The organism is Enterobacter sp. AC1 (assembly GCF_050434705.1).
GTDB classification, from domain to species: Bacteria; Pseudomonadota; Gammaproteobacteria; order Enterobacterales; family Enterobacteriaceae; genus Enterobacter; species Enterobacter cloacae_L.
Map to the genome: position 1 here is coordinate 180,996 of NZ_JBNDIZ010000007.1, position 19,975 is coordinate 200,970.

At 61.2% G+C, this 19,975-nt stretch carries 19 protein-coding genes; 3 read left to right on the forward strand and 16 right to left on the reverse strand.

All coding sequences use genetic code 11. The annotated features are described in order from the left end of the window. Window positions 1-176 precede the first annotated feature (176 nt). Together M2433_RS19030 and M2433_RS19035 are read left to right on the forward strand one after the other, a co-directional pair. Window positions 177-935 (forward strand): M48 family metallopeptidase, encoded by a 759-nt coding sequence (locus tag M2433_RS19030; RefSeq protein ID WP_429056215.1) that lies wholly within the window; start codon window positions 177-179, stop codon window positions 933-935. A 208-nt stretch (window positions 936-1,143) separates the two neighbouring features. After that, window positions 1,144-2,412: an OprD family outer membrane porin gene (locus M2433_RS19035; RefSeq protein ID WP_429056217.1), complete on the forward strand. Its 1,269-nt coding sequence runs from the start codon at window positions 1,144-1,146 to the stop codon at window positions 2,410-2,412. A gap of 76 nt (window positions 2,413-2,488) precedes the next feature. Here the strand turns inward: M2433_RS19035 and M2433_RS19040 are convergent, their stop codons facing one another. The 14 genes from M2433_RS19040 to M2433_RS19105 form a co-directional block, all read right to left on the reverse strand. After that, complete coding sequence (locus M2433_RS19040) at window positions 2,489-4,129, reverse strand: thiamine pyrophosphate-binding protein (protein ID WP_429056219.1); 1,641 nt, start codon at window positions 4,127-4,129, stop codon at window positions 2,489-2,491. Between the two features lie 13 nt (window positions 4,130-4,142). Continuing rightward, window positions 4,143-5,612, reverse strand: coding sequence for an aldehyde dehydrogenase (locus tag M2433_RS19045; RefSeq protein ID WP_429056220.1), 1,470 nt, complete (start codon window positions 5,610-5,612; stop codon window positions 4,143-4,145). Window positions 5,613-5,621: 9 nt separating this feature from the next. Beyond that, window positions 5,622-6,392 (reverse strand): aspartate dehydrogenase, encoded by a 771-nt coding sequence (locus tag M2433_RS19050; protein WP_429056222.1) that lies wholly within the window; start codon window positions 6,390-6,392, stop codon window positions 5,622-5,624. A gap of 9 nt (window positions 6,393-6,401) precedes the next feature. Beyond that, entirely contained in the window at window positions 6,402-7,196 is a 795-nt protein-coding gene (locus M2433_RS19055; protein ID WP_429056223.1) for an SDR family oxidoreductase, read from the reverse strand. After that, complete coding sequence (locus tag M2433_RS19060; protein ID WP_429056225.1) at window positions 7,180-7,950, reverse strand: alpha/beta fold hydrolase; 771 nt, start codon at window positions 7,948-7,950, stop codon at window positions 7,180-7,182. Before M2433_RS19060 ends, M2433_RS19055 begins: the two co-directional genes overlap by 17 nt. Window positions 7,951-7,959: 9 nt before the next feature. After that, the gene (locus tag M2433_RS19065) at window positions 7,960-8,490 is read right to left on the reverse strand and encodes a cupin domain-containing protein (RefSeq protein WP_429056227.1); all 531 of its coding nucleotides are present in this window, start codon (window positions 8,488-8,490) and stop codon (window positions 7,960-7,962) included. 10 nt (window positions 8,491-8,500) lie between these two features. Continuing rightward, the gene (locus M2433_RS19070) at window positions 8,501-9,757 is read right to left on the reverse strand and encodes an MFS transporter (protein ID WP_429056228.1); all 1,257 of its coding nucleotides are present in this window, start codon (window positions 9,755-9,757) and stop codon (window positions 8,501-8,503) included. Window positions 9,758-9,782: 25 nt separating this feature from the next. Further along, window positions 9,783-10,970, reverse strand: a complete 1,188-nt coding sequence (locus M2433_RS19075) for an NAD(P)/FAD-dependent oxidoreductase (RefSeq protein ID WP_429056230.1) — start codon at window positions 10,968-10,970, stop codon at window positions 9,783-9,785. Next, entirely contained in the window at window positions 10,967-11,893 is a 927-nt protein-coding gene (locus M2433_RS19080) for a VOC family protein (protein ID WP_429056232.1), read from the reverse strand. Before M2433_RS19080 ends, M2433_RS19075 begins: the two co-directional genes overlap by 4 nt. Window positions 11,894-11,971: 78 nt before the next feature. Next, entirely contained in the window at window positions 11,972-12,760 is a 789-nt protein-coding gene (locus M2433_RS19085) for an IclR family transcriptional regulator (protein ID WP_429056233.1), read from the reverse strand. Between the two features lie 12 nt (window positions 12,761-12,772). Next, window positions 12,773-13,522 carry an SDR family oxidoreductase gene (locus M2433_RS19090; protein WP_429056235.1) on the reverse strand — a complete coding sequence of 250 codons (750 nt, stop codon included), beginning with the start codon at window positions 13,520-13,522 and terminating at the stop codon, window positions 12,773-12,775. After that, window positions 13,522-14,544 (reverse strand): Rieske 2Fe-2S domain-containing protein, encoded by a 1,023-nt coding sequence (locus M2433_RS19095; RefSeq protein ID WP_429056237.1) that lies wholly within the window; start codon window positions 14,542-14,544, stop codon window positions 13,522-13,524. Before M2433_RS19095 ends, M2433_RS19090 begins: the two co-directional genes overlap by 1 nt. A gap of 10 nt (window positions 14,545-14,554) precedes the next feature. Continuing rightward, window positions 14,555-14,863 (reverse strand): recombinase-like helix-turn-helix domain-containing protein, encoded by a 309-nt coding sequence (locus M2433_RS19100; protein WP_429056239.1) that lies wholly within the window; start codon window positions 14,861-14,863, stop codon window positions 14,555-14,557. Beyond that, window positions 14,860-15,183: a Rieske (2Fe-2S) protein gene (locus tag M2433_RS19105; protein WP_429056319.1), complete on the reverse strand. Its 324-nt coding sequence runs from the start codon at window positions 15,181-15,183 to the stop codon at window positions 14,860-14,862. The genes M2433_RS19100 and M2433_RS19105 overlap by 4 nt, the downstream gene beginning before the upstream one ends. A 416-nt stretch (window positions 15,184-15,599) precedes the next feature. Between M2433_RS19105 and M2433_RS19110 the strand changes: the two genes are divergently transcribed. Continuing rightward, window positions 15,600-16,811 (forward strand): MFS transporter, encoded by a 1,212-nt coding sequence (locus M2433_RS19110; protein ID WP_429056241.1) that lies wholly within the window; start codon window positions 15,600-15,602, stop codon window positions 16,809-16,811. A gap of 2 nt (window positions 16,812-16,813) precedes the next feature. Here M2433_RS19110 and speB read toward each other — a convergent pair whose 3' ends face one another. Together speB and speA are read right to left on the reverse strand one after the other, a co-directional pair. Next, entirely contained in the window at window positions 16,814-17,734 is a 921-nt protein-coding gene (gene speB, locus M2433_RS19115; RefSeq protein ID WP_008499737.1) for an agmatinase, read from the reverse strand. Window positions 17,735-17,997: 263 nt separating this feature from the next. Continuing rightward, complete coding sequence (gene speA, locus M2433_RS19120) at window positions 17,998-19,974, reverse strand: biosynthetic arginine decarboxylase (RefSeq protein WP_048339056.1); 1,977 nt, start codon at window positions 19,972-19,974, stop codon at window positions 17,998-18,000. Window position 19,975: the final 1 nt, after the last annotated feature.

A 19,975-nucleotide genomic window follows, 5' to 3' on the forward strand; every position in this document is an offset into this window, starting at 1 on the left:
ATGCCATGTACATGGAGCATTCTTTTGCAGCTTAAGAAATCTCTGGATCATGCTCGCATGTTGCGCAATCTGCTCGCCCGGCCTCGTAGTTCTTCCTTATACTTAGCCCGACACCGGCTTCGCTGACGGTGCATTTTTCGGATTTTATTCAGATTAACGAGTACGGAAGCAACATCATGAAAATGCGTGCAATAGTGCTGGCCCTGGGTACAACGCTCCTGCTGAGCGGCTGTCAGAACATGGATTCTAACGGCCTGATGACCTCAGGCGCAGAAGCCTTTCAGGCCTATTCCCTGAGCGACGCACAGGTAAAAGCGCTGAGCGACCAGGCCTGTAAAGATATGGACGGAAAAGCCACGCTTGCGCCGGCTAACAGTACCTACACGCAGCGTCTGAATAAGATCGCTTCCGCGCTGGGCGATAACATCAACGGCCAGCCGGTGAACTACAAGGTTTACATGGCGAAAGACGTGAACGCGTTCGCCATGGCGAACGGCTGTATCCGCGTCTACAGCGGGCTGATGGACATGATGACCGACAATGAAGTCGAAGCGGTCATCGGCCATGAAATGGGCCACGTTGCACTCGGCCACGTGAAGAAAGGGATGCAGGTTGCTTTAGGCACCAATGCCATCCGCGCAGCGGCGGCCTCTGCGGGCGGTATCGTTGGCAGCCTGTCACAGTCACAGCTTGGCGATGTCGGTGAAAAACTGGTTAACTCCCAGTTCTCACAGCGTCAGGAGTCCGAAGCGGATGACTACTCCTACGACCTGTTGCGCAAACGCGGTATTAATCCATCAGGTTTAGCCACCAGCTTCGAAAAGCTGGCCAAGCTGGAAGCGGGACGCCAAAGCTCCATGTTTGACGATCACCCAGCCTCAGAAGCGCGCGCGCAACATATTCGCGACCGTATGGCCGCAGACAGAATTAAATAATTTTGGAAGGAGGCAGATTTGCCTCCTTTTTATTTCGCATGAATTGTTAACTTAACCGCACGTATCGATAACGCCCCGCAAAGCCCCGCCAAATCTGCACTTATCATTGAAACGTCTGGTCACATAATTATTGCAAACGTTACTCTTTCCGGTAATTATCCCTTCGCAGTTATTCAAATTAATATATCCAGACAGAGACGTTCCCTCCGTGAAAAAAGAATTATCATTAGTTGCTTTAAGCTTATTTGCCGCATTACCCGCCGCTGCAAGCCAGCAGTCCGACAGCCAGGGTTTTATTGACGACAGCCATCTGAACCTGTTTTTCCGCAATGCGTACATCAGCCGCGATTACCATCAGGGCCAGCAGGATAAGGCCGAATGGGGCCAGGGGATTATAGCCACCTTTGAATCCGGTTATACCGAAGGGCTGGTGGGCTTTGGCGTGGACGGGATCGCGCAGTATGGCGTGCGCCTGGACGGCGGCCGCGGCAAGAGCGGCGCGGGCGGCATCGACTTCTTTAAGCAGGAAGATGACGGCCGGGCAAAATCCGATCTGGCAAAGTTTGGCGCAACCGCCAAAATGCGCATCTCGAATACCGTACTGAGCTACGGGAATCAGCGCCCTGAGCTGCCCATCGTAAATGCCGACAGCTCCCGCCTGCTGTTTGAAAGCTATACCGGCACCATGCTGACCTCAAAAGAGATCGACGGTCTGGAAATCAACGCCGGTTACTTTACCGACGAGCAGCGTAAAAGCGACGATCGCCACGATAGCGGGCTGAAGAGCCTCTCCTTCGGCGGTGCGAACTACCAGTTCAACGACCAGTTCAGCGGCGCGTTTTACGCCTCTCATAACGAAGAGGTGATGAACAAGCAGTACCTGGGCATGAACTTCAAACAGCCGTTCAGCACCGGACAGCAGCTGGTGCTCGACTTCAACGGCTATAACTCCCGTCTCGACCAGGGTTACGCTGACAGCCTCAACACCGGCCGCAGCAACACCATCTGGAGCCTGGCGGCAAGCTACATCTGGGATATTCACACGTTCAAAGTGGCGTACCAGCAGAGCAGCGGCAGCACCGGCTACAACTACGGCGGCTACCGCGATCGGGGCGGCGTGGGTGACGGCGGCAACACCATCTGGCTGGCGAACTCCTACTGGTCTGATTTCAACGGTGAAGACGAACGCTCATGGCAGGCCTCGTACGGTCTGGACTTCGCCGGTCTCGGCCTGCCGGGTCTGAGCTGGACCACCGCCTACGTGCGCGGCGACAACATCAAAACGTCTGAAACCAGCAACGGCAAAGAGCACGAGTGGTTTAACCAGATCCAGTACCAGGTGCAGGATGGCCCGGCGAAAGATCTGAAGCTGAAGCTGCGCTATTCCGTCCTGCGCGTCTCCAGTAATGCCAGCGATTACAACGTGGGCGGGGATGAGATCCGCGCTTACGTGGAATACCCGTTTAACGTGTTCTGATGAAAAAAACCGGGTGGCGGCTTCGCCTTACCCGGCCTACAGTTTTCTCCCTCTCCCTGTGGGAGAGGGGTAACGGCTAGTAAAGCGTCTTCTGCGGCGGCCCGGCAAACTTCAGGGCGCCAATCTGCCCCATTCGTACCTCCACCACCGATGGCCCCGGCATCGCCAGCGCCTCCGTCATCACGGCATCAAAATCTTCTGCCCGCTCAACGCTCCACGCCTGCAGGCCAATTGCCTGTGCCAGCAGGGTGAAGTCCGGGGTGTGCAGCTCGTTGTAATACTGCCGCCCGCCGAAATACTTATCCTGAATGCCGCGCATCACGCCGTAGCCGCCGTCGTTCATGATCAGCAGCGTCACGTTGGCTTTCTCCTGTGCCAGCGTCGCCAGCTCGCCCAAGTTCAGGCTCAGGCCGCCGTCGCCCACCAGCCCCACCACCTTGCGCTGCGGGTTAGCAATCGCGGTGCCGATCGCCATCGGCAGCCCCATGCCAATCGCCCCGGCCAGAGAGTGAATGTTCATCAGCGGGCCGTTGGCGCGGAACAGTCGGCTCCCCCACAGGCTGCCGGACACGGTGATATCACGCACCAGCAGGCCGTCCTTCGGCAGCGCTTTCGCAATAGCGTCATTGAGCTTCGCGTAGGCGCCGCACTGCTCGCGCAGTCCCTGTTCGGCTTGCTCAACCGCCTGCTGCACCTGCGTATCCCACTGCGCGTTGCCCCACTCGCGGCCCTGAATTTTGTCGGCAAGCGCGCCAAGCAACGCGGAACAGTCGGCGACCAGCGTGTTGTCCATCAGGTAGTTACGGCTGGCCGCCGCCGGGTCGATATCAATCTGCACGCGCGGATGCGGCAGCTCAAGCGACCAGGAACGGGTTTCGTTGCTGCGCAGTCGTGAACCGGCGACCAGCGTAAAATCGCACTGTGCGATCAGCGCTTCCACCGACGGCGAGTTGTGAAACGCCCGCAGGCTGGCGCGATGGCCGTCCGGCAGCACGCCGCGCGCGTGGGTGCTGGAAATCACGGTGATGCCCGCATCCGCCAGTTTTTTCACGGCGTCGGCGCTGCCCAGCGCCCCGCCGCCCAGCCACAGCAGCGGCTGTTTTGCCTGCTTCAGCTGCGCCCACAGCGTGTCGACAACGCTCGCATCAACGCTCACACCCGACGCCGGTCTCACCGGCGCGGTCACCAGCGACAGCGGGATTGTCGCCCCCTGAATATCAATCGGGATTTCCACGGAGACCGGCCCGCACGGCGGCGTCTGCGCCTCCTGAATCGCTTTATGCAGAATCGCTATCGCCTGGCCGGCATTGCTGATGCGGTACGCCCGCTTTGAGCTGGCCTTCAGGAAGGTCAGCTGGTCGCGGGTTTCATGAATAAACCCGGTGTCGGCATCCAGCCAGGCCTTTTCCACCTGCCCGGTTAAGTGCAGCAACGGCGTGCAGGCATTCATCGCTTCCACCAGCGCGCCTACCGCGTTCCCCGCCCCCGCGCCGGTACTGGTCAGCGCCACGCCGAGGCCGGAAAAACGCCCGTGGGCATCGGCCATGGTGACGGAACCTGCCTCGCCGCGTGCGGGCACGAAGCGGATGTTGCCGCGCTGCCCTACCGCATCGGCGATCGGCAGGTTGTGGATGGAGATGACGCCGTAGATGGCCTCAACCTGATACTGCTCCAGCGTTCTGGCGATGGCGTCGCCGACGGTTATCATTTCGCTCATTGCTCACCCTTTCTCAGTCGCACCAGTGGTTGACGCCGTTACCCGTCGCCAGATAAATGCTCTTTTGCTGCATCCAGGCTTTCAGCCCCTGAATGCCTTTTTCGCGGCCCAGACCGCTCTCTTTAAAGCCCCCGAACGGGGTCGAAATGGCAAAAACCTTGTAGGTGTTGATCCACACCGTGCCCGCTTCCAGCTGCTCGCTCAGGCGCAGCGCGCGTCCGGTATCCCGCGTCCAGATCCCTGCGGCCAGGCCATAAACTGAGTCGTTCGCCTCGCGAATAAGCGCCGCTTCATCGCGAAACGGCATCGCCACCAGCACCGGGCCGAAGATCTCCTCCTGACACGCGCGGGCGCTGTTGTTCAGCCCTTCGATAATCGTGGGCTGGAAGAAGCTGCCGTTTGCAAGATTAGGATCGGCCGGGATCTCCCCGCCGCACAGCACGCGGCCCCCCTCGCGCTTCGCCAGCTCGACGTACGCCTGCACGCTTTGACGATGCCCGTCGCCGATCAGCGGTCCCACGTGGACGCCGTCGGCAAACGGATGCCCGACGCGCAGGCCGCGGGTTAATTCCAGCAGCCGCGCCATCAGCGGGGCGTAAATGCTCTCGTGGATAAACAGCCGCGAACCCGCGATGCACGCCTGCCCCGCGGAGCTGAAAATGCCGTAGCAGATCCCGCGCGCGGCCTGCTCGAGGTCTGCATCTTCCAGCACGATGGTCGGGGATTTGCCGCCCAGCTCCAGCGAGGCCGGGATCAGCTTTTCCGCCGCCACGTGCGCCAGATGACGGCCCGTGGTGGTGCCGCCGGTAAAGGAGATTTTGCGCACTTTAGGGTGGCGCGCCAGCGCATCGCCAATCACCGAGCCTTTGCCCGGCAGGACGCTCAGCAGCCCGGCGGGCAGCCCGGCCTGTTCGAAAATCCGCGCCAGCTCCAGCGCCATCAGCGGCGTCGCTTCGGCGGGCTTGAGGATCACCGCGTTGCCGGCAGCAATGGCCGGCGCGACCTTCTGCATCTCGCTGGCAATCGGCGAGTTCCACGGCGTGATGGCGGCCACCACGCCGAGCGGCTCGTAGCGGCTCAGCGTCAGCAAATCGGGCTGGCGCGGCGTTGGAAGCTCACCCTCCAGCAGCTCGCAGGCGGCGGCAAAGTAGCGTGCCGTTCCCGCCGCGCTCATCACCAGCCCGCGCGATTCCGCCAGCGGTTTGCCGTTATCGCGACTCTGCATCTGCGCCAGTTCATCCACGCGGGACTCAATCAGATCGGCAACCTTATGCAGGATCTTCGCCCGGACGTGCGGCAGGCAGCCGCGCCACGCCGGATCGCGCCAGGCGCGCTCTCCGGCCTCAATCGCCTCCTGCAGATCGTCGAGACTTGCCGCGTTCAGCGCAGCGTTGATCGACCCGTCAGCCGGGAAGTGGCTCTGCATCGGGCTGCCGCTGCCGTGTCGCCACTGGCCGCCGATAAAAATCTTCAGTTCGTCCATCGTCACTCCTCAGCTCAGGGCCAGCTCGCGGCAGGCGCGCACCGCGCTCAATGCCGCCAGGGTGGAGGTTTTCGGGTTGCTGGCCAGCGGCAGCCCGCTCAGCTCCAGGTGGAACTCGCCAAACATCCCTTCAACGTGCAGCGTGTGGGTGTTGCGTGTCGTGGCCGGGTCGACCATCAGTTGCACGCGCGTGTCGTCCATCCCCACACCGCCGAGCGCCACGGTTGCCGCCACGTTGGCGTTGGCCGGAAACAGACGCGCCGCCTCGCGGGCGCTGCCCTCAAAGAAAACCTTCGCCTCTGATACCGAGCTGAGATCGATGAGCTGCTCGGCGTAGCTGCCGCGCCAGCTGGCCGGGCTTTTGCGCGACCGGTAGGTCACGCGCTCAAGTCCGCCCTCTTTCGCCGCCGCCAGCCCGTCAATGCCGGCAACTGCACCCGAGAGCAGTGTCAGCCTGCCGCCCGCCGTGAGCAGCCGCTGCTCCAGCGCGCTGTCCGCCAGCGCGCCGGTGGAGATCACCGCCAGATGCCAGCCGCGTCTTAAAATCGCTTCGCCATACTGCGCCACCGCCTGCTGGCTGGCGCACTCCAGCACCAGGTCCGGCGTATGCGCGCACTCCATCGGAGAGGCCAGCGCGACCACATCCTCGCCAAGCTGAGCGCGGATCGCCGCGTGATGAGACTCGCGCGCCACGATCCAGCCGATAGCGACGCCCTTAGGCAGGCGTTCAATCACCGCCTGCGCCATGGCACCGAATCCAATTAACATTACCTTTTTCATGATGCGTCCTTACAGGTGGCGGCAGAAGCCGCCGGAAACGTCCAGCGCGGCGCCGGTGGTAAACGAGGCCAACGGCGAGGCGAGAAACAGCAGCGCCTGCGCGGGCTCCTGCGGCTTGCCGAGGCGCGCCATCGGAATGCCGCGCTTGCGCGCGATATCCGCCGTCCACTCCGGCCAGCTCTGGCTTTTGTCCGCCCGGTTCTCAAAGCGGCGCTGCCACTGCCCGGACTCCACCATGCCGAGCAGAATGGAATTGACGCGGATGCCTTTGCCCACCAGCTCTTTTGAGAGCGTAAGCGTCATATTCAGCAGCGCGGCGCGGGCGGCGGAGGTGGCGATCATGTGCTCCTCCGGCTGCAGCGCCAGCAGGGAGTTCACGCAGGTGATAGAGGCGATGTCGGACTGCTCCAGCAGAGGCTGAAACGCCTGCACCGGGTTGATCACCCCGAACAGCTTCAGCTCGGCCTCGTGCAGCCACGCCTCACGCGGGGTGTCGTGGAAGTGCGCCACGTAGCCCTGCCCGGCGTTGTTAATCAGCATATCCGCCCCGCCAAAGCGAGCCTGCACCGCGTCCGCGAAGGCCTGAATCTCGTCGGCGTTCAGCACGTCGCAGCGATAAGAGAAAATCTCCCCGTTGGGGTATTCGTTGTGCAGCGCCGCGTGGGCGCTGGCGAGCCGGTCCGGATCGCGGCCGCAGAAGGCGACCCTTGCCCCCTCGCCCAGCAGCAGGCGCAGCGTTTCAAAGCCAATGCCGGACGAACCGCCGGTAACGACCGCCACGCGGCCGTCAATGTGTGCATTCATCGCGCACCTCTTCGTTAATGCGTAAAAGCTGTTGGTTAAAAAACGCGTCGTTTTCGAGATAGCTGGCGTGTCCGGCCTGCGGGATCGCGATAAACGGCATGCCGTAGCGCAGCGCCAGCCCCTGTACCAGCTCCGGCTGGGTGATGGCATCCTGCTCGCCGCACCAGACTTCAAAATTGCCCGGGTAGCGCTTAAGCCAGCCGTGAATGTCGTCGTGCACCAGCATCCACGCGGCCGCGAGGTAGCCTTCCGGGCGCAGCGTGCGCATGCCCGCCGCCACGGTGGCAACATCTTCCTCTCGCGCGCCGGGGCGCAGCAGCTTCGCGGCGCGGGTCTGGGCGAGGATCTCACCGCCCAATGCCATCTGCTGTTCGCGGCTGCGCCAGACCTGCTCGCGCTGCGCCGGTGCTGCATTGCCGTAGCCCTGCGCGGCGTCCGCCAGCACCAGATGGATGACGCGATCCGGGAACTTCGCCGCAAAGGCGCTGGCGACCAGTGCGCCGAGCGAATGGCCGACCAGCACCGCCTGCCAGACGCCCGCGCGGTCAAGCATCGCCGCCAGCGCGTCGGCGTAATCCCCCGCATTTGCGCGCTCCGCCGCAAGCATCGGACTTTCGCCATAGCCGGGCATGTCCCACGCCAGCACGCGAAAGCCGTTCAGCGCCATCTGCTTGTGCCAGGAGGCCGCGCCGGAACTGATGCCGTGCAGCAGCATCAGCGGGATGCCGCTTCCCTGTTCACGAAAACCCGTCATCATGCCCCCTTAGTTCCGCTTCACTTTGGAAAGCGGATGATCGGCCGGATAGGTCGGGATTTCCGGCTTGTTGGTCCCCAGCATGACGCACATCAGCGCCTCTTCTTCGCCGTGGTTAAACAGCCCGCGATAGATGCCCGGCGGAACGGAGATCAGGTCACGCTCGCGCAGCACGGTTTCGGTGTAGTGGTCGCCGTCCTGGATCATCAGCGTGATCTGCCCTTTAAGCATGAAGAACACCTCTTCAACGTCGTCGTGCAGGTGCAGCGGCCCTTCGCACTTCGACGGCAGCACCATGGTGGAGAAGGTAAAATGGTCCGCCTGCACGGTGTTGGTGTCGTTCGCGACGCCCGTTGCGCCGGTGCCGATATAGCGCATCTGCGCCCGGCGGTACTTCGGGTCAAAATCGGCCTGGAACTTCAGCGCGTTCCAGTCGTACTTGCGGCCTTCGAAGCGCGCAATGCGCGACTCGACCCACTCTTCCATCGTCAGGTGGTCAGGTTTGATGCCAGTTGTGTTGGTTACGGTTGAATCAGTCATGACACTCTCCTCAGTAACGTCTCAGCAGCGGCAGTAACAGGACGCAGCCCACCGCCGCCATCACCGCCAGAAAAATCAGCCCGGAATCCATGCTGTGGGTGAAGGCGATTAACGCCCCCATCACCGCTGGCGACAGCGCGCCCGCAAAGTTTCCCAGCCCGTTGAAAATGCCGCCGGCCGTGGCGCTCACCCGCGGATGGGTGGCCTTTGCCAGCAGGGCGAAAATGTTGGGTGCGCCGGTGCCCCACATAAAGGTGCTGAAGCTCATCGCCGCGATGATGGCCAGCGGGGTATCGAGGTGCATCACCGCCGCCAGGCCTACCGCCGCCCCCGCCATCGAGATAAAGCAGGCCGCCGCGCGCTTATCGACCCGGTCCGACAGCCACGCGCCAATGACCTCGCCCGCCAGCATGGCGATGAACGGCATCGACGACAGCCAGCCCGCGTGCTCCAGGTGAATGCCTTTGCCCTTAATCAGGTAGCCCGGCAGCCAGCCGTTGATGCCCCACAGGTAGGTCAGGAAGGCGATGTTAAAGATGCAGATGATCCAGAAGTGCGGGCTGACCAATAGCTCGCGGCGCGCGGCGCGGCGCTCGTCCTGAGACGCCTGCGAGGTGCCGGGCTTCGTATCCAGACGGATCCCGCGCAGGCCGATGCGCACAAAGATCAGCACCGGCACGGTGAGCATCGCCATCACGAAGAAGGTGCTTTGCCAGCCGAAGGTGTTCAGCAGCCAGAGGGAAAGCGGGAAGCCAATCGCCGCGCCCACCGGCGTGCCCAGCAGCCAGAGCATGGTGGCGCGCGCCTGCAGATGCTGCGGGAAGTTGTGGCGCACGATGGCGAAGGCCAGCGGGAACAGCGGCCCTTCCGCCACGCCCAGCAAAATGCGCAGGACGATCATCAGCGTGTAGTTATGGGTGAAGCCCATCGCCACCATCAGCACGCACCACACCGCCATCATTCCGGTGAGCAGGCGCAGCGGCGCAATTTTGTCCCCCAGCCCGCTTAAAAACACCGACGAAAAGCCGTAGCTCAGCAGGAAGGCGCTCATCAGGATGCCGAGGCGCGTGGTGTCGAAATCGATGCCCATCGCCTGCTGGAAATGGCCGTCGGAAAACAGCGCCGCGATGCTGATTTTGTCGAAGAACGCCAGCAGCACGCAGGCCAGCAGCGACAGCGGGATGGCCCAGCGCACCGCTTTTTCAGGCGTACGGGTTCCCTCACCGCTCGCCTCAGCGGGCGCGGTGTTGGTCTCTAATGTGGTCATGTCTCCCCCTACGGGTGCGGGTTAGCTATCGCAGTGACATCAGTGAAAAGGTCGGGTCGCCGAGCGGCACGTCGGACAGATCCCGCCCCGCTGCCATCCAGCGCTTCGCCAGCTTGACGGTGCGCGCGTCGTTGAACGCCACCAGCTGCGTCAGCCGCCCGTTGTCGTCCAGCGAGAAGTACAGCGCCTCTTCACGCACGACCGTTCTGCTGCCCGGCTGCGGAATGCCGAGGATCTGGATGTTGTGCTGATATTGATCCGACCACAGCCACGGCGCGTCGTCGTAGCCCGGCGCATCGGGGTTGAGCATCGCCTTCGCCGTCGCCACCGCCTGGTTCTGGGCGAAGGCCCAGGACTGAATGCACAGGCCGTAGTGATGATGCTGCGCCACATCGCCTGCGGCAAAGATGAACGGATCCGACGTTCGCCCCTGGGCATCCACGACGATCCCGCGCCCGGTTTTCAGCCCGGCGTCGCGGGCCAGCTCCAGGTTGAGATCGACACCGATCCCCACCACCACCGCATCAAAGGTTTCACGCTGGCCGTCGCAGTGGATAACCGGCAGGCCGTTATCGTCCTCCAGCTCCAGCGCGCCGCAGCCGGTACGGATCTCCACGCCCTGCTCGCGATGGATAGCCTCTAAGCGCTGCGACACCTCGCCGCTCGCCGAGCGCATGCACAGGGCGGGCTGCTGCTCGAACAGCGTGACCGCTACGCCGCTTTTCCGCGCGGAAGCGGCAATCTCAAGGCCAATCCAGCCGCCGCCGACAATCGCCAGGGTTTGGCTTTCCGCCAGCCGACCTTTCAGACGCTGCGCGTCCTGCCAGTGGCGCAGGGTATAGACCTGCGGATGCGCCGCCCACGCCTCACCCGGCACGCGCGCCCGCCCTCCGGTGGCAATTAAAAGAATGTTGTAACTAAGGCGCTCGCCGTTGCTCAAACCCACCGTTTTCGCCTCGCGGTCAATCTGCTCCGCGCGCAGCGGGCGGTACCAGCTCAGGTTCAGCGCCTGCTGCGCCTCGTCGGTAAACAGCCTTGGGAGCGCCGCGTCCGGCTCCAGCAGAGCCGTTTTCGACAGTGGCGGACGCTCGTAAAAATCCCACTTTTCTTCCGCCACCACGCAAATCTCGCCGTCAAAGCCTTCGTCGCGCAGGGTTTTCGCCGCCCAGCCGCCCGCCTGGCCGCCGCCGATAATGACAATGCGCGACGTCATACCGCCTCCGGCTTTTTCTGCTGGCGGCGCGTGTCGTGGTCGATCCCACCTTCCACCGCCCATTCGGTAAAGGAGACCAGCGAGTGCTCCAGCTCGCGCGGCTGCCAGTTTTCGGTCAGATAATCGTCGTTGGTGTAATACTCAAACGCGCCGCCGGTCGGGCTATTGACGTACCAGAAGTACGCCGACGACACCGGATGGCGGCCCGGCCCGATAAAGGTGCTCCAGTCATTTTTATTCATCGCGATACCGCCGCCGATCACCTCGTGGATGTCGCGCACGGTGAAGGCCACGTGGTTCAGCCCGCGCCTGCGGTTCGGCAGCTGCAGCAGGAACAGGTTGTGATGGCCGCCGCGCGCGCCGCAGCGCAGGAACACGGCGCGGTTGATGTAGCGGTCAGAGACCTGGAAGCCGAGCACCTCGCGGTAGAATTTCTCCACTGCGGCCAGCTCCTCCACGAAGAACACCACGTGCCCTACGTTGATGGGCTGGGCGCGATCGTAAACCGGGCTGGGCGTGTCGATCCGGCGGGCGTCGCCCCACTGGTTGATCGGCTCAACGTTCAGCTCCACGTCGGTCTGCTGGCTAACCTGCACGCGCAGCGTCATGCCGTTCGGGTCGAGGCACTCCAGCGCGTCGCCCACCTCGCGAAAGCCGGGCTGCTGCGCAAGCTTTGGGCGCAGCGCGTTAAGATCTGACTGACTCGCAACCGCCCAGGTCATGCGGCGGAGGGTGTTGCCCGCCTCAAACGCCGGCGGCAGCTCGGGGCTGTCGATCGGGTTAAGCTCCACGCGCGCGCCGCTCAGGGTGGTAAAACGCTGGCCGCTGGCATCGCCCGTCAGGCCAAAATCACGCATAAATTTGGCGCAGTGCGTCAGGTCTTCCACGCCAAATTCCAGCTTTTCAATTCCGGTTACACTCATCGTTCGTTGCCTCATCTGGCCCAAATTGGGCGTAAAACATGCCCGACGCGGTCAAGCGCCTGACGTTAACTCACTGATTTAACTGGCCTGTGACAGGTATCCTAAGAAGCCAGAAATTTTATCCGCCGCGAGGCGAACCTCGTTTTGCAGGCGCTCGCGGTCTGCCTGCGGGATCTCTTCCGACGGCACCAGAATGCTGACCACCGCCGCCACGCGTCCGCTTCGGTCATACACCGGGTAAACAATGGAGGAGATGCCGTGGCGGAAGAAGGACTCGCCAATCACGTACCCGCGGGCTTTGTCCTGCTGCACCATCTGCCACAGGGCTTCGCGGTCGTGAAGCTGCCCCGGCGTGTTACCCGGCAGGCGCTCGTGCGGGAACAGCTGTTCAAACCCGGAGCGGGAAATATCGGTCAGCAGCATGCGGCCGAGTGAGGTGCAGTGCACCGGCAGGCGGGTGCCGATGCTGACCTGATTGATGCGCGACCCGGCGGCGCTGACGCGGGCGATGTAGATAATGTCGCGCCCGTCGCGGATCGCCAGGTGGCTGCTGCACTGGCTTACGTCGCGCAGTTGCTCAATCACCGGCTGGCCGACCTGCGCCACGTCCAGCGAGGCGATGTACTCAAAGCCGAGGCGCAGCACGTTCATGCCCAGCGAGAAGGTATTGGTGCGCGCGTTGCGCTCCAGAAAGCCCATGAACTCCAGGGTCTGCACCACGCGGTAGGCGGTGGCCTTCGGCATATCCACCAGCCGGTGCAGCTCGGCAAAGGTCAGTTCGCGATGCTGCTCACCGAAGGCCAACAGCAGCTGCAGGCCGCGCTCCAGCCCCGGCACCAGATACTTCACTTCCCGATCGTTTGCCATCTTCGCCCTACCTTAGTTAAAGACAAAACCGCCGTTGACCGGGATCAGCTGCCCGGTGATGAACCGCGACAGATCGCTGAGCAGCCAGACCACGCTGCCGGTGACATCTTCCGGCTGCTGCGCGCCCGTAAATGCACGACCGTTTTCGTAAAGCTGATGCCGCTCGGCCGGAACATATTCGGTTGCCTCGACGCGGGTTAATCCCGGGGCGATGGCGTTGATTCGAATGCGTTTTTCACCCAGCTCGCGGGCCATTGATCGGGTCATGGCAATCACCGCGCCCTTGCTGGCGACGTAGGCCATCAGGCGCGGCGCGCCCCACAGCGCGGTGTCGGACGCCACGTTTACAATCCCGGCTCCTTCGCGCAGCAGCGGAACCGCAGCGCGCGTCACCAGCCAGGTGCCTTTGACGTTCACGCTCATCACGCGGTCCCACAGGTCAGGATCGTAATCGAGCATGTTTTTGCCGCCCACGCCCGTCGCCATCGCCGCGTTGTTCACCAGGCCGTCGATCTGCCCCTGCTCGCCAATGGCGCTAAACGCCTGCTCAATGGAATGCGGATCGGCCAGATCGATAACGTGCGATTCGATCGCATAGCCATGTTCGCTTAGCCGATGTGCGCTTTCAGCCAGCTCGCCTTCGAGGATGTCACACATCACCACCGCCGCACCCTGCTCCGCGCAGGCTTTGGCAAAGTGATAGCCCAGCCCGCGTGCGGCGCCGGTCACCACGATGCGCTTGCCGCTCAGCAGCCCGTTCATCAGGCGGCTCCCTGCTGTTCTTCGCGCAACGCCAGCTGCTCTTTCGCCGCCTTTTGCATCATGCGGCGCAGGCGGGAGAGGCCGACGTCGTGCTGGTACAGGTATTCATGGTCGCGGGCGTTCGGCGCCAGGCTTTCCAGCACCACGCGGTCCTGCTCCAGCACTTCCCAGTGCAGCTTTTCCAGACGGTTGCGGTACATGAAGCGCCACATATCGCGCTGCCAGCCCTGCACGCGGCGGATGCGCCAGAAGAAGACGCGACAGTTGTCGTTATCTTCCGGCACCACCATGCCGACGATAAAGAAGTGGCCGCCCGGCCCGAAGCGCTTCTTGTAAGGAATGGAGAGGCGCATCCAGCAGGTGCCGCTGTTGCCTAACTCAACCCAGTCGAAGTTGACGCCGCTCTGCCCTTTTTTCTCGAAAATAAAGCCGGTTTTGGTCGGCTGGAGCACCATGTCGGCCTTGCGATCCCCTTCCGCCATTGAGTGCGAGGACGAATGCAGATAGGTGCCGTGCATCGGGTCCATCACGTTTTCCAGCGCGTACTGGTAATTGCATTTCCACGCGGCGGTGCAGAGGAAGTTGCTGAAGTTCTCCGTGTCGGCGAGCTCATCCGGGAAAGTCAGCGCGTCCGGCTGCTGGTCAGCGGTAACGCCGAACCACAGGAAGATCGCGCCGTGCGCTTCCTGCACGCTATAGCTGCGCACGCACTGCTGGCCGACCAGCGGACATTTATCCACGGCAGGCACATCTTTCACCTCGCCGTTGCCCGCCACTTCCACGCCGTGATACCAGCAGGCGATGCGGTCGCCAAGGTTCCAGCCCATCGACAGGCGCGCGCCGCGGTGCGGACAGCGGTCTTCCAGCGCCTGCACCTGGCCGTCTTTATTGCGCCAGACCACAATCTGCTCGCCCAGGCGGGTAATGCCCACAGGAGCAGACTGCACTTCCCAGCTCGCCAGCACCGGATACCAGAGGCCGCGCAGGCCTTTATCGAGATAGTTTTGTACGGTCGTCGTCATCGCGTTGTCCTCAGTAGCCGTTAACCTGCAAGAATGCCTGGAAGCTGGACTCGCGCCACGGCTCGCCCTGCTGGTCGTGCATGCGGACCGCGTTCAGCCCGTTCACCAGTTCCGGTAGCGTTTCAACGCCCTGCTCGAAGAGATCTTCCAGCGTGGCGATAAGGTTCAGTTCCCAGCTTTCCGGCACGCGGCTGCGGGTTTGCCAGATCAGGTTCTGGTACTCACCCGGCTTATGGATGGCACCGTTACCGCCCTCGGCAGGTGGGGTAAACTGACGGCTTTCCGGCAGCGCCGGGTTGTAGTTCAGGGTATCGCTCATGCCACGGTCTCCTCGACGAAGGTAATCTGGATTTGGTTTTCAAACACCCGAACCGGGTAGCGGTTGAGGTTGCGCCCTCCGGGGCCGTGCAGGCACTGGCCGGTTTTGACGTCGAACACCGCCTCATGCAGGGGGCATTCCACTTTGCCGTCTTCCACAAAGCCCTGGCTCAGCAGGGCATAAGCGTGCGGGCATACGTCTTCCAGCGCGTAATATTCACCGTCAATCAAATAAACGCCGATCTCTTTGCCGTTTACGCTGCCGCTAAAAGGGAAATCTTCCTGTACTTGTTCTGCGTCACATACGCCTATCCAGCTCATCACGATCCTCCAGGCTTTTGTTTCATATATGAAACTCTGTTTCTTATTTAATACGGTCAATATAAAAGCGATGAATGTTTCGTCAAGCGTCAATGTGACGAATTTGTTAATTGAAAGGCAATTAATTAACTAAGTGTGCAAAGGATCACGAAAAAAATGCAGCGATATGAAATTTTCATTATTGCAGCGTGAATGAATACGTTTTATCGATGGTTTTAAATTTAAAGAAAGAGATATTGACTTCTTTTGTTTTTCTTCCTTAAAAATAAAAGAGTTGCAGAGCATCGCGTTTCATCTGTGAAACTCATTTTTATTTTATTGTTAACAAACAATGAGTTTCACAGGTGAACCATTTTAGCTCCGTGACAATCACTCTTAAAAAAAATATAAATAACCGCACGCACAAGGCAGGACTTATGACGGCAAGATGGCAAGGCACAATTGCACTGTTATTACTCATTATTATTTCCTACGTTGACCGGGTAAATATTTCGGTAATGATTTTAAACCCGGAATTTGCCGAACATTTTCAGCTAAATGAAAACAGAATGTTACAGGGAATGCTCATGACCTGCTTTCTGCTGGGTTATGGGTTTTCGGCTTTATTATTAACGCCAGTTATTGAAAGCAAGCTCCATTATCGTCAGGGATTATTAAGCAGCATTGCGATTTGGGCCGCGGTCTGCGCGGTTTCTCCGCTGCTGGGATCGCTGATGGGCATGCTCATCGCTCGCGTGATTTTGGGTATTGCTGAAGGACCGCTCTTTTCACTGAAGACGCGCTTTATCAGCGACAATTTTCACGCGGAAGAGATCGGCAAGCCCAACGCCGTGACCGCGCTGGGCGTCTCCCTCGGGCTGGCCGTGGGCTTCCCGATGGTCACCTGGCTGATGGCCCAGCTGGGTTGGGCCGGCTCGTTCTATGCGCTGGCGGCAGTCAATCTGCTGCTGGGCGGCGGGTTAATCTGGCATTTCCTTCCTGCACCTCGCAGCCGCTCAACGGCGAAAAAGCCGGGGTTTGTCCGCACCTTCACGCTCGCCTGGCAAACGCCGCTGCTGGGCTGGATCCTGCTGGTTGAAATCGCCACGCTGAGCTATCTGTGGGGCAGCAGCGCGTGGCTGCCCGCATGGCTGCGTGACGAGCACCACTTCTCGCTGCACGCGACGGGCATGCTTGCGGCGGTCCCCTTCCTGCTGAGCCTGGGGTCAAAGTTTCTGGGCGGCGTGCTGCTCGACAAAATGCGGCCGGAACAGGCGCCGGTGCTGTTTGTGGTGGGTGGCGCGCTGACGGCGCTGTCCGTGGTCGCGCTGATGCTCAGCCATCAGCCCGCATGGCTGGCGCTGTTTATGTTGTCTGCCAACGCGTTCTGGGGACTGCAGGGCGCCGCGATACCCGCCGTGATCCAACACCACGCCGCGCGGGAAGCGGTAGGTAGCGCATACGGCATAATTAATGGAATTGGGAATATCTGCGCGGCGTTTATTCCGCTTCTCATGGGGATAGTGATGAAATCGGCGGGGTCGGTCAGTTCAGGGTTTTCGGTTCTGGTCGTGTCGCAGGCTATCACCCTGCTGGCGGGCGGAATGTTGCTGCTGCGCATGCGTCGCGCAGCAGCACTCAGCGCGTAAGGTTATTCGCCTTTTTTCGCCGCCTGGATGTAGAGCATTTCCAGTGCCAGGGTCGCCGCGGCCAGCGCGGTGATCTCGGACTGGTCATAGGCTGGAGCCACTTCCACCACGTCCATCCCGACGATGTTCAGATCCTTCAGGCCGCGCACCAGCTTAATCGCGCGGTCTGAGGTCAGGCCGCCGATAACAGGCGTACCGGTGCCCGGCGCAAACGCCGGATCCAGGCAGTCGATGTCGAAGGTCAGGTACACGGGCATATCGCCGACGATCTGCTTAACCTGCGCCAGAATATCGTCCACGCCGCGATCGTTGACCTGGCCCGCATCCAGCACGGTGAAGCCGTTGTCTTTGTCGAACTCGGTGCGGATGCCGATCTGCACGGAGTGGTTCGGGTCGATCAGGCCTTCGTTCGGCGCGGTGAAGAACATGGTGCCATGGTCGAACTCGCAGCCGTTCGCGTAGGTGTCGGTATGCGCATCGAAGTGCACCAGCGCCATTTTACCGAAGTGCTTGGCGTGGGCGCGCAGCAGCGGCAGGGTCACGAAGTGGTCACCGCCGAAGGAGAGCATGCGCTTACCGGCAGCCAGCAGCTTCTCGGCGTGGGCCTGCAGCTTTTCGCTCATCTCACGCGCGTCACCGAAGGCGTACACCAGGTCACCGCAGTCCACCACGTTCAGGCGCTCGCGCATATCGAAGTTCCACGGGAAGCGGTTGTGCTCCCAGGCCAGGTTGGTAGAAACCTGACGGATCGCAGCCGGGCCGTGACGACCGCCCGCGCGGCCGGACGTTGCCATATCGAACGGCACGCCGGTGATGACCCAGTCAGCGTCACTGTCGTACGGCTGGAAGTTCATTGGAAGGCGTAAAAAACCAAACGCGTTAGATACCAGAGAGTTATCGTACTGATGACCTAAAGTGCTCATGTCCTGACCTCTTTTAAAGTCGATACATTAAAAACAGATGAAAAAAAATCCCCTCCGCGTCGTTAAACCCGACGAGGAAGGGATTGATTCGTAAATCGCTAATTGGGGCGAATTATCGCCGGTAATGCATGCGGGTTCAAGTGAGTATAGGGTATTGTGCGGTCTTTGCCCCTCACCCTAACCCTCTCCCCAAAGGGGAGAGGGAATTTAAACACCCTCTCCCCTTTGGGGAGAGGGCTGGGGTGAGGGGAAAGGCGGATGCCTTACTCGTCTTCCAGGTAGGTGTACCCGTACAGACCCGCTTCAAACTCTTCCAGGAACTGCTGCTGCAGCGCGTCGTCCAGACCGGTGTTTTTCACCTGGTCGCGGAACTGGGTCAGCAGCGTTTTCGGATCCAGCTGCACGTATTCCAGCATGTCCGCCACGGTGTCACCTTCGTCGGACAGCTCAACCTCCACGCTGCCGTCAGGGAAGACAAACACGTCAACCGCTTCGGTATCGCCGAACAGGTTGTGCATGTTGCCGAGGATCTCCTGATACGCCCCGACCATAAAGAAGCCCAGCATTGGCGGGTTCTCCGGGTCGTACTCCGGCATTGGCATCGTTGTTGCGATACCGTCGCCATCAACGTAGTGGTCGATTGCGCCGTCGGAGTCACAGGTGATATCCAGCAGCACCGCACGACGCTCCGGGGCGTGATTCAGCCCTTCCAGCGGCAGAACCGGGAACAGCTGATCGATACCCCAGGCATCCGGCATCGACTGGAACAGCGAGAAGTTGACGTAAATCTTGTCCGCCATGCGCTCCTGCAGCTCGTCGATAATCGGACGGTGCGCGCGGTTGCTCGGGTCGAGCTGCTTCTGCACTTCATGGCACATGTTCAGATAGAGCTGCTCGGCCCACGCGCGCTCCTGCAGGCTAAAGGTGCCTGAAGAGTAGCCAACGTGGATGTCGTGCAGATCCATCTGGCTGTCGTGCAGCCATTCGCGCAGGGAACGACGCGTGCCAGGCTCGTGCATCTCCTGCCAGGTTTCCCACATGCTTTGCAGGGAACGCGGGGCATCGTCTGCCGGAGGCGTCGCTTCGGTGGTTTCGCTGCGCTCAACGCCGATAATGTTAGAGACCAGCACCGTATGGTGCGCGGTCACCGCGCGACCGGATTCGGTAATCACCGTCGGGTGCGGCAGGCCGTTCTCTTCACAAGCGTCGCCGATCGCCCAGATAATGTTGTTCGCGTATTCGTTCAGGCCGTAGTTCACCGAGCAGTCAGACTGCGAGCGGGTCCCTTCATAGTCCACGCCCAGGCCGCCGCCCACGTCGAAGCACTGAATGTTCACGCCAAGCTTGTGCAGCTCAACGTAAAAACGCGCCGATTCACGCACGCCGGTGGCGATATCGCGAATGTTGGCCATCTGCGAACCGAGGTGGAAGTGCAGCAGCTGAATGCTGTCAAGACGACCGCGCTCGCGGAGGATCTCCACCAGCTGCAGCACCTGGTTCGCCGCCAGGCCGAACTTGGATTTTTCGCCGCCGGAGGACTGCCATTTACCGGAACCCTGCGACGCCAGACGCGCACGCACGCCAAGGCGCGGCACCACGTTCAGACGTTCGGCCTCTTCCAGCACGATCGCGATTTCAGTCATCTTCTCGATAACCAGATAGACCTTGTGGCCCATCTTCTCGCCGATCAGCGCCAGGCGAATGTATTCACGGTCTTTATAGCCGTTGCAGACGATCACCGAACGGGTCATGCCGGCGTGCGCCAGCACGGCCATCAGTTCCGCTTTGGAGCCCGCTTCCAGGCCCAGCGGTTCGCCGGAGTGGATCAGGGATTCGATCACGCGGCGGTGCTGGTTCACCTTGATCGGGTAAACCAGGAAGTAGTCGCCCTTGTAGCCGTAGGATTCACGCGCGCGCTTAAACGCGGCGTTAATAGAACGCAGGCGATGTTGCAGGATCTGCGGGAAGCAGAACAGTGCAGGTAAACGCTGGCCCTGCGCTTCGCGGGCTTTGACCAGCTTGGCAAGATCCACGCGCGCTTCAGGGACGTCAGGGTCCGGGCAGACGCTGATGTGGCCCAGTTCGTTGACGTCGTAGTAGTTATTGCCCCACCAGGCAATATTGTAAGTGCGCAGCATCTTGCTGGCTTCCTGGGAGCTCATCGCAACCTCCTGCATAGAACGTAGTACACCCCGTTCGCCCGCTGACGAAGGCGAAAAAGAAGACATGTCGTCAGACATA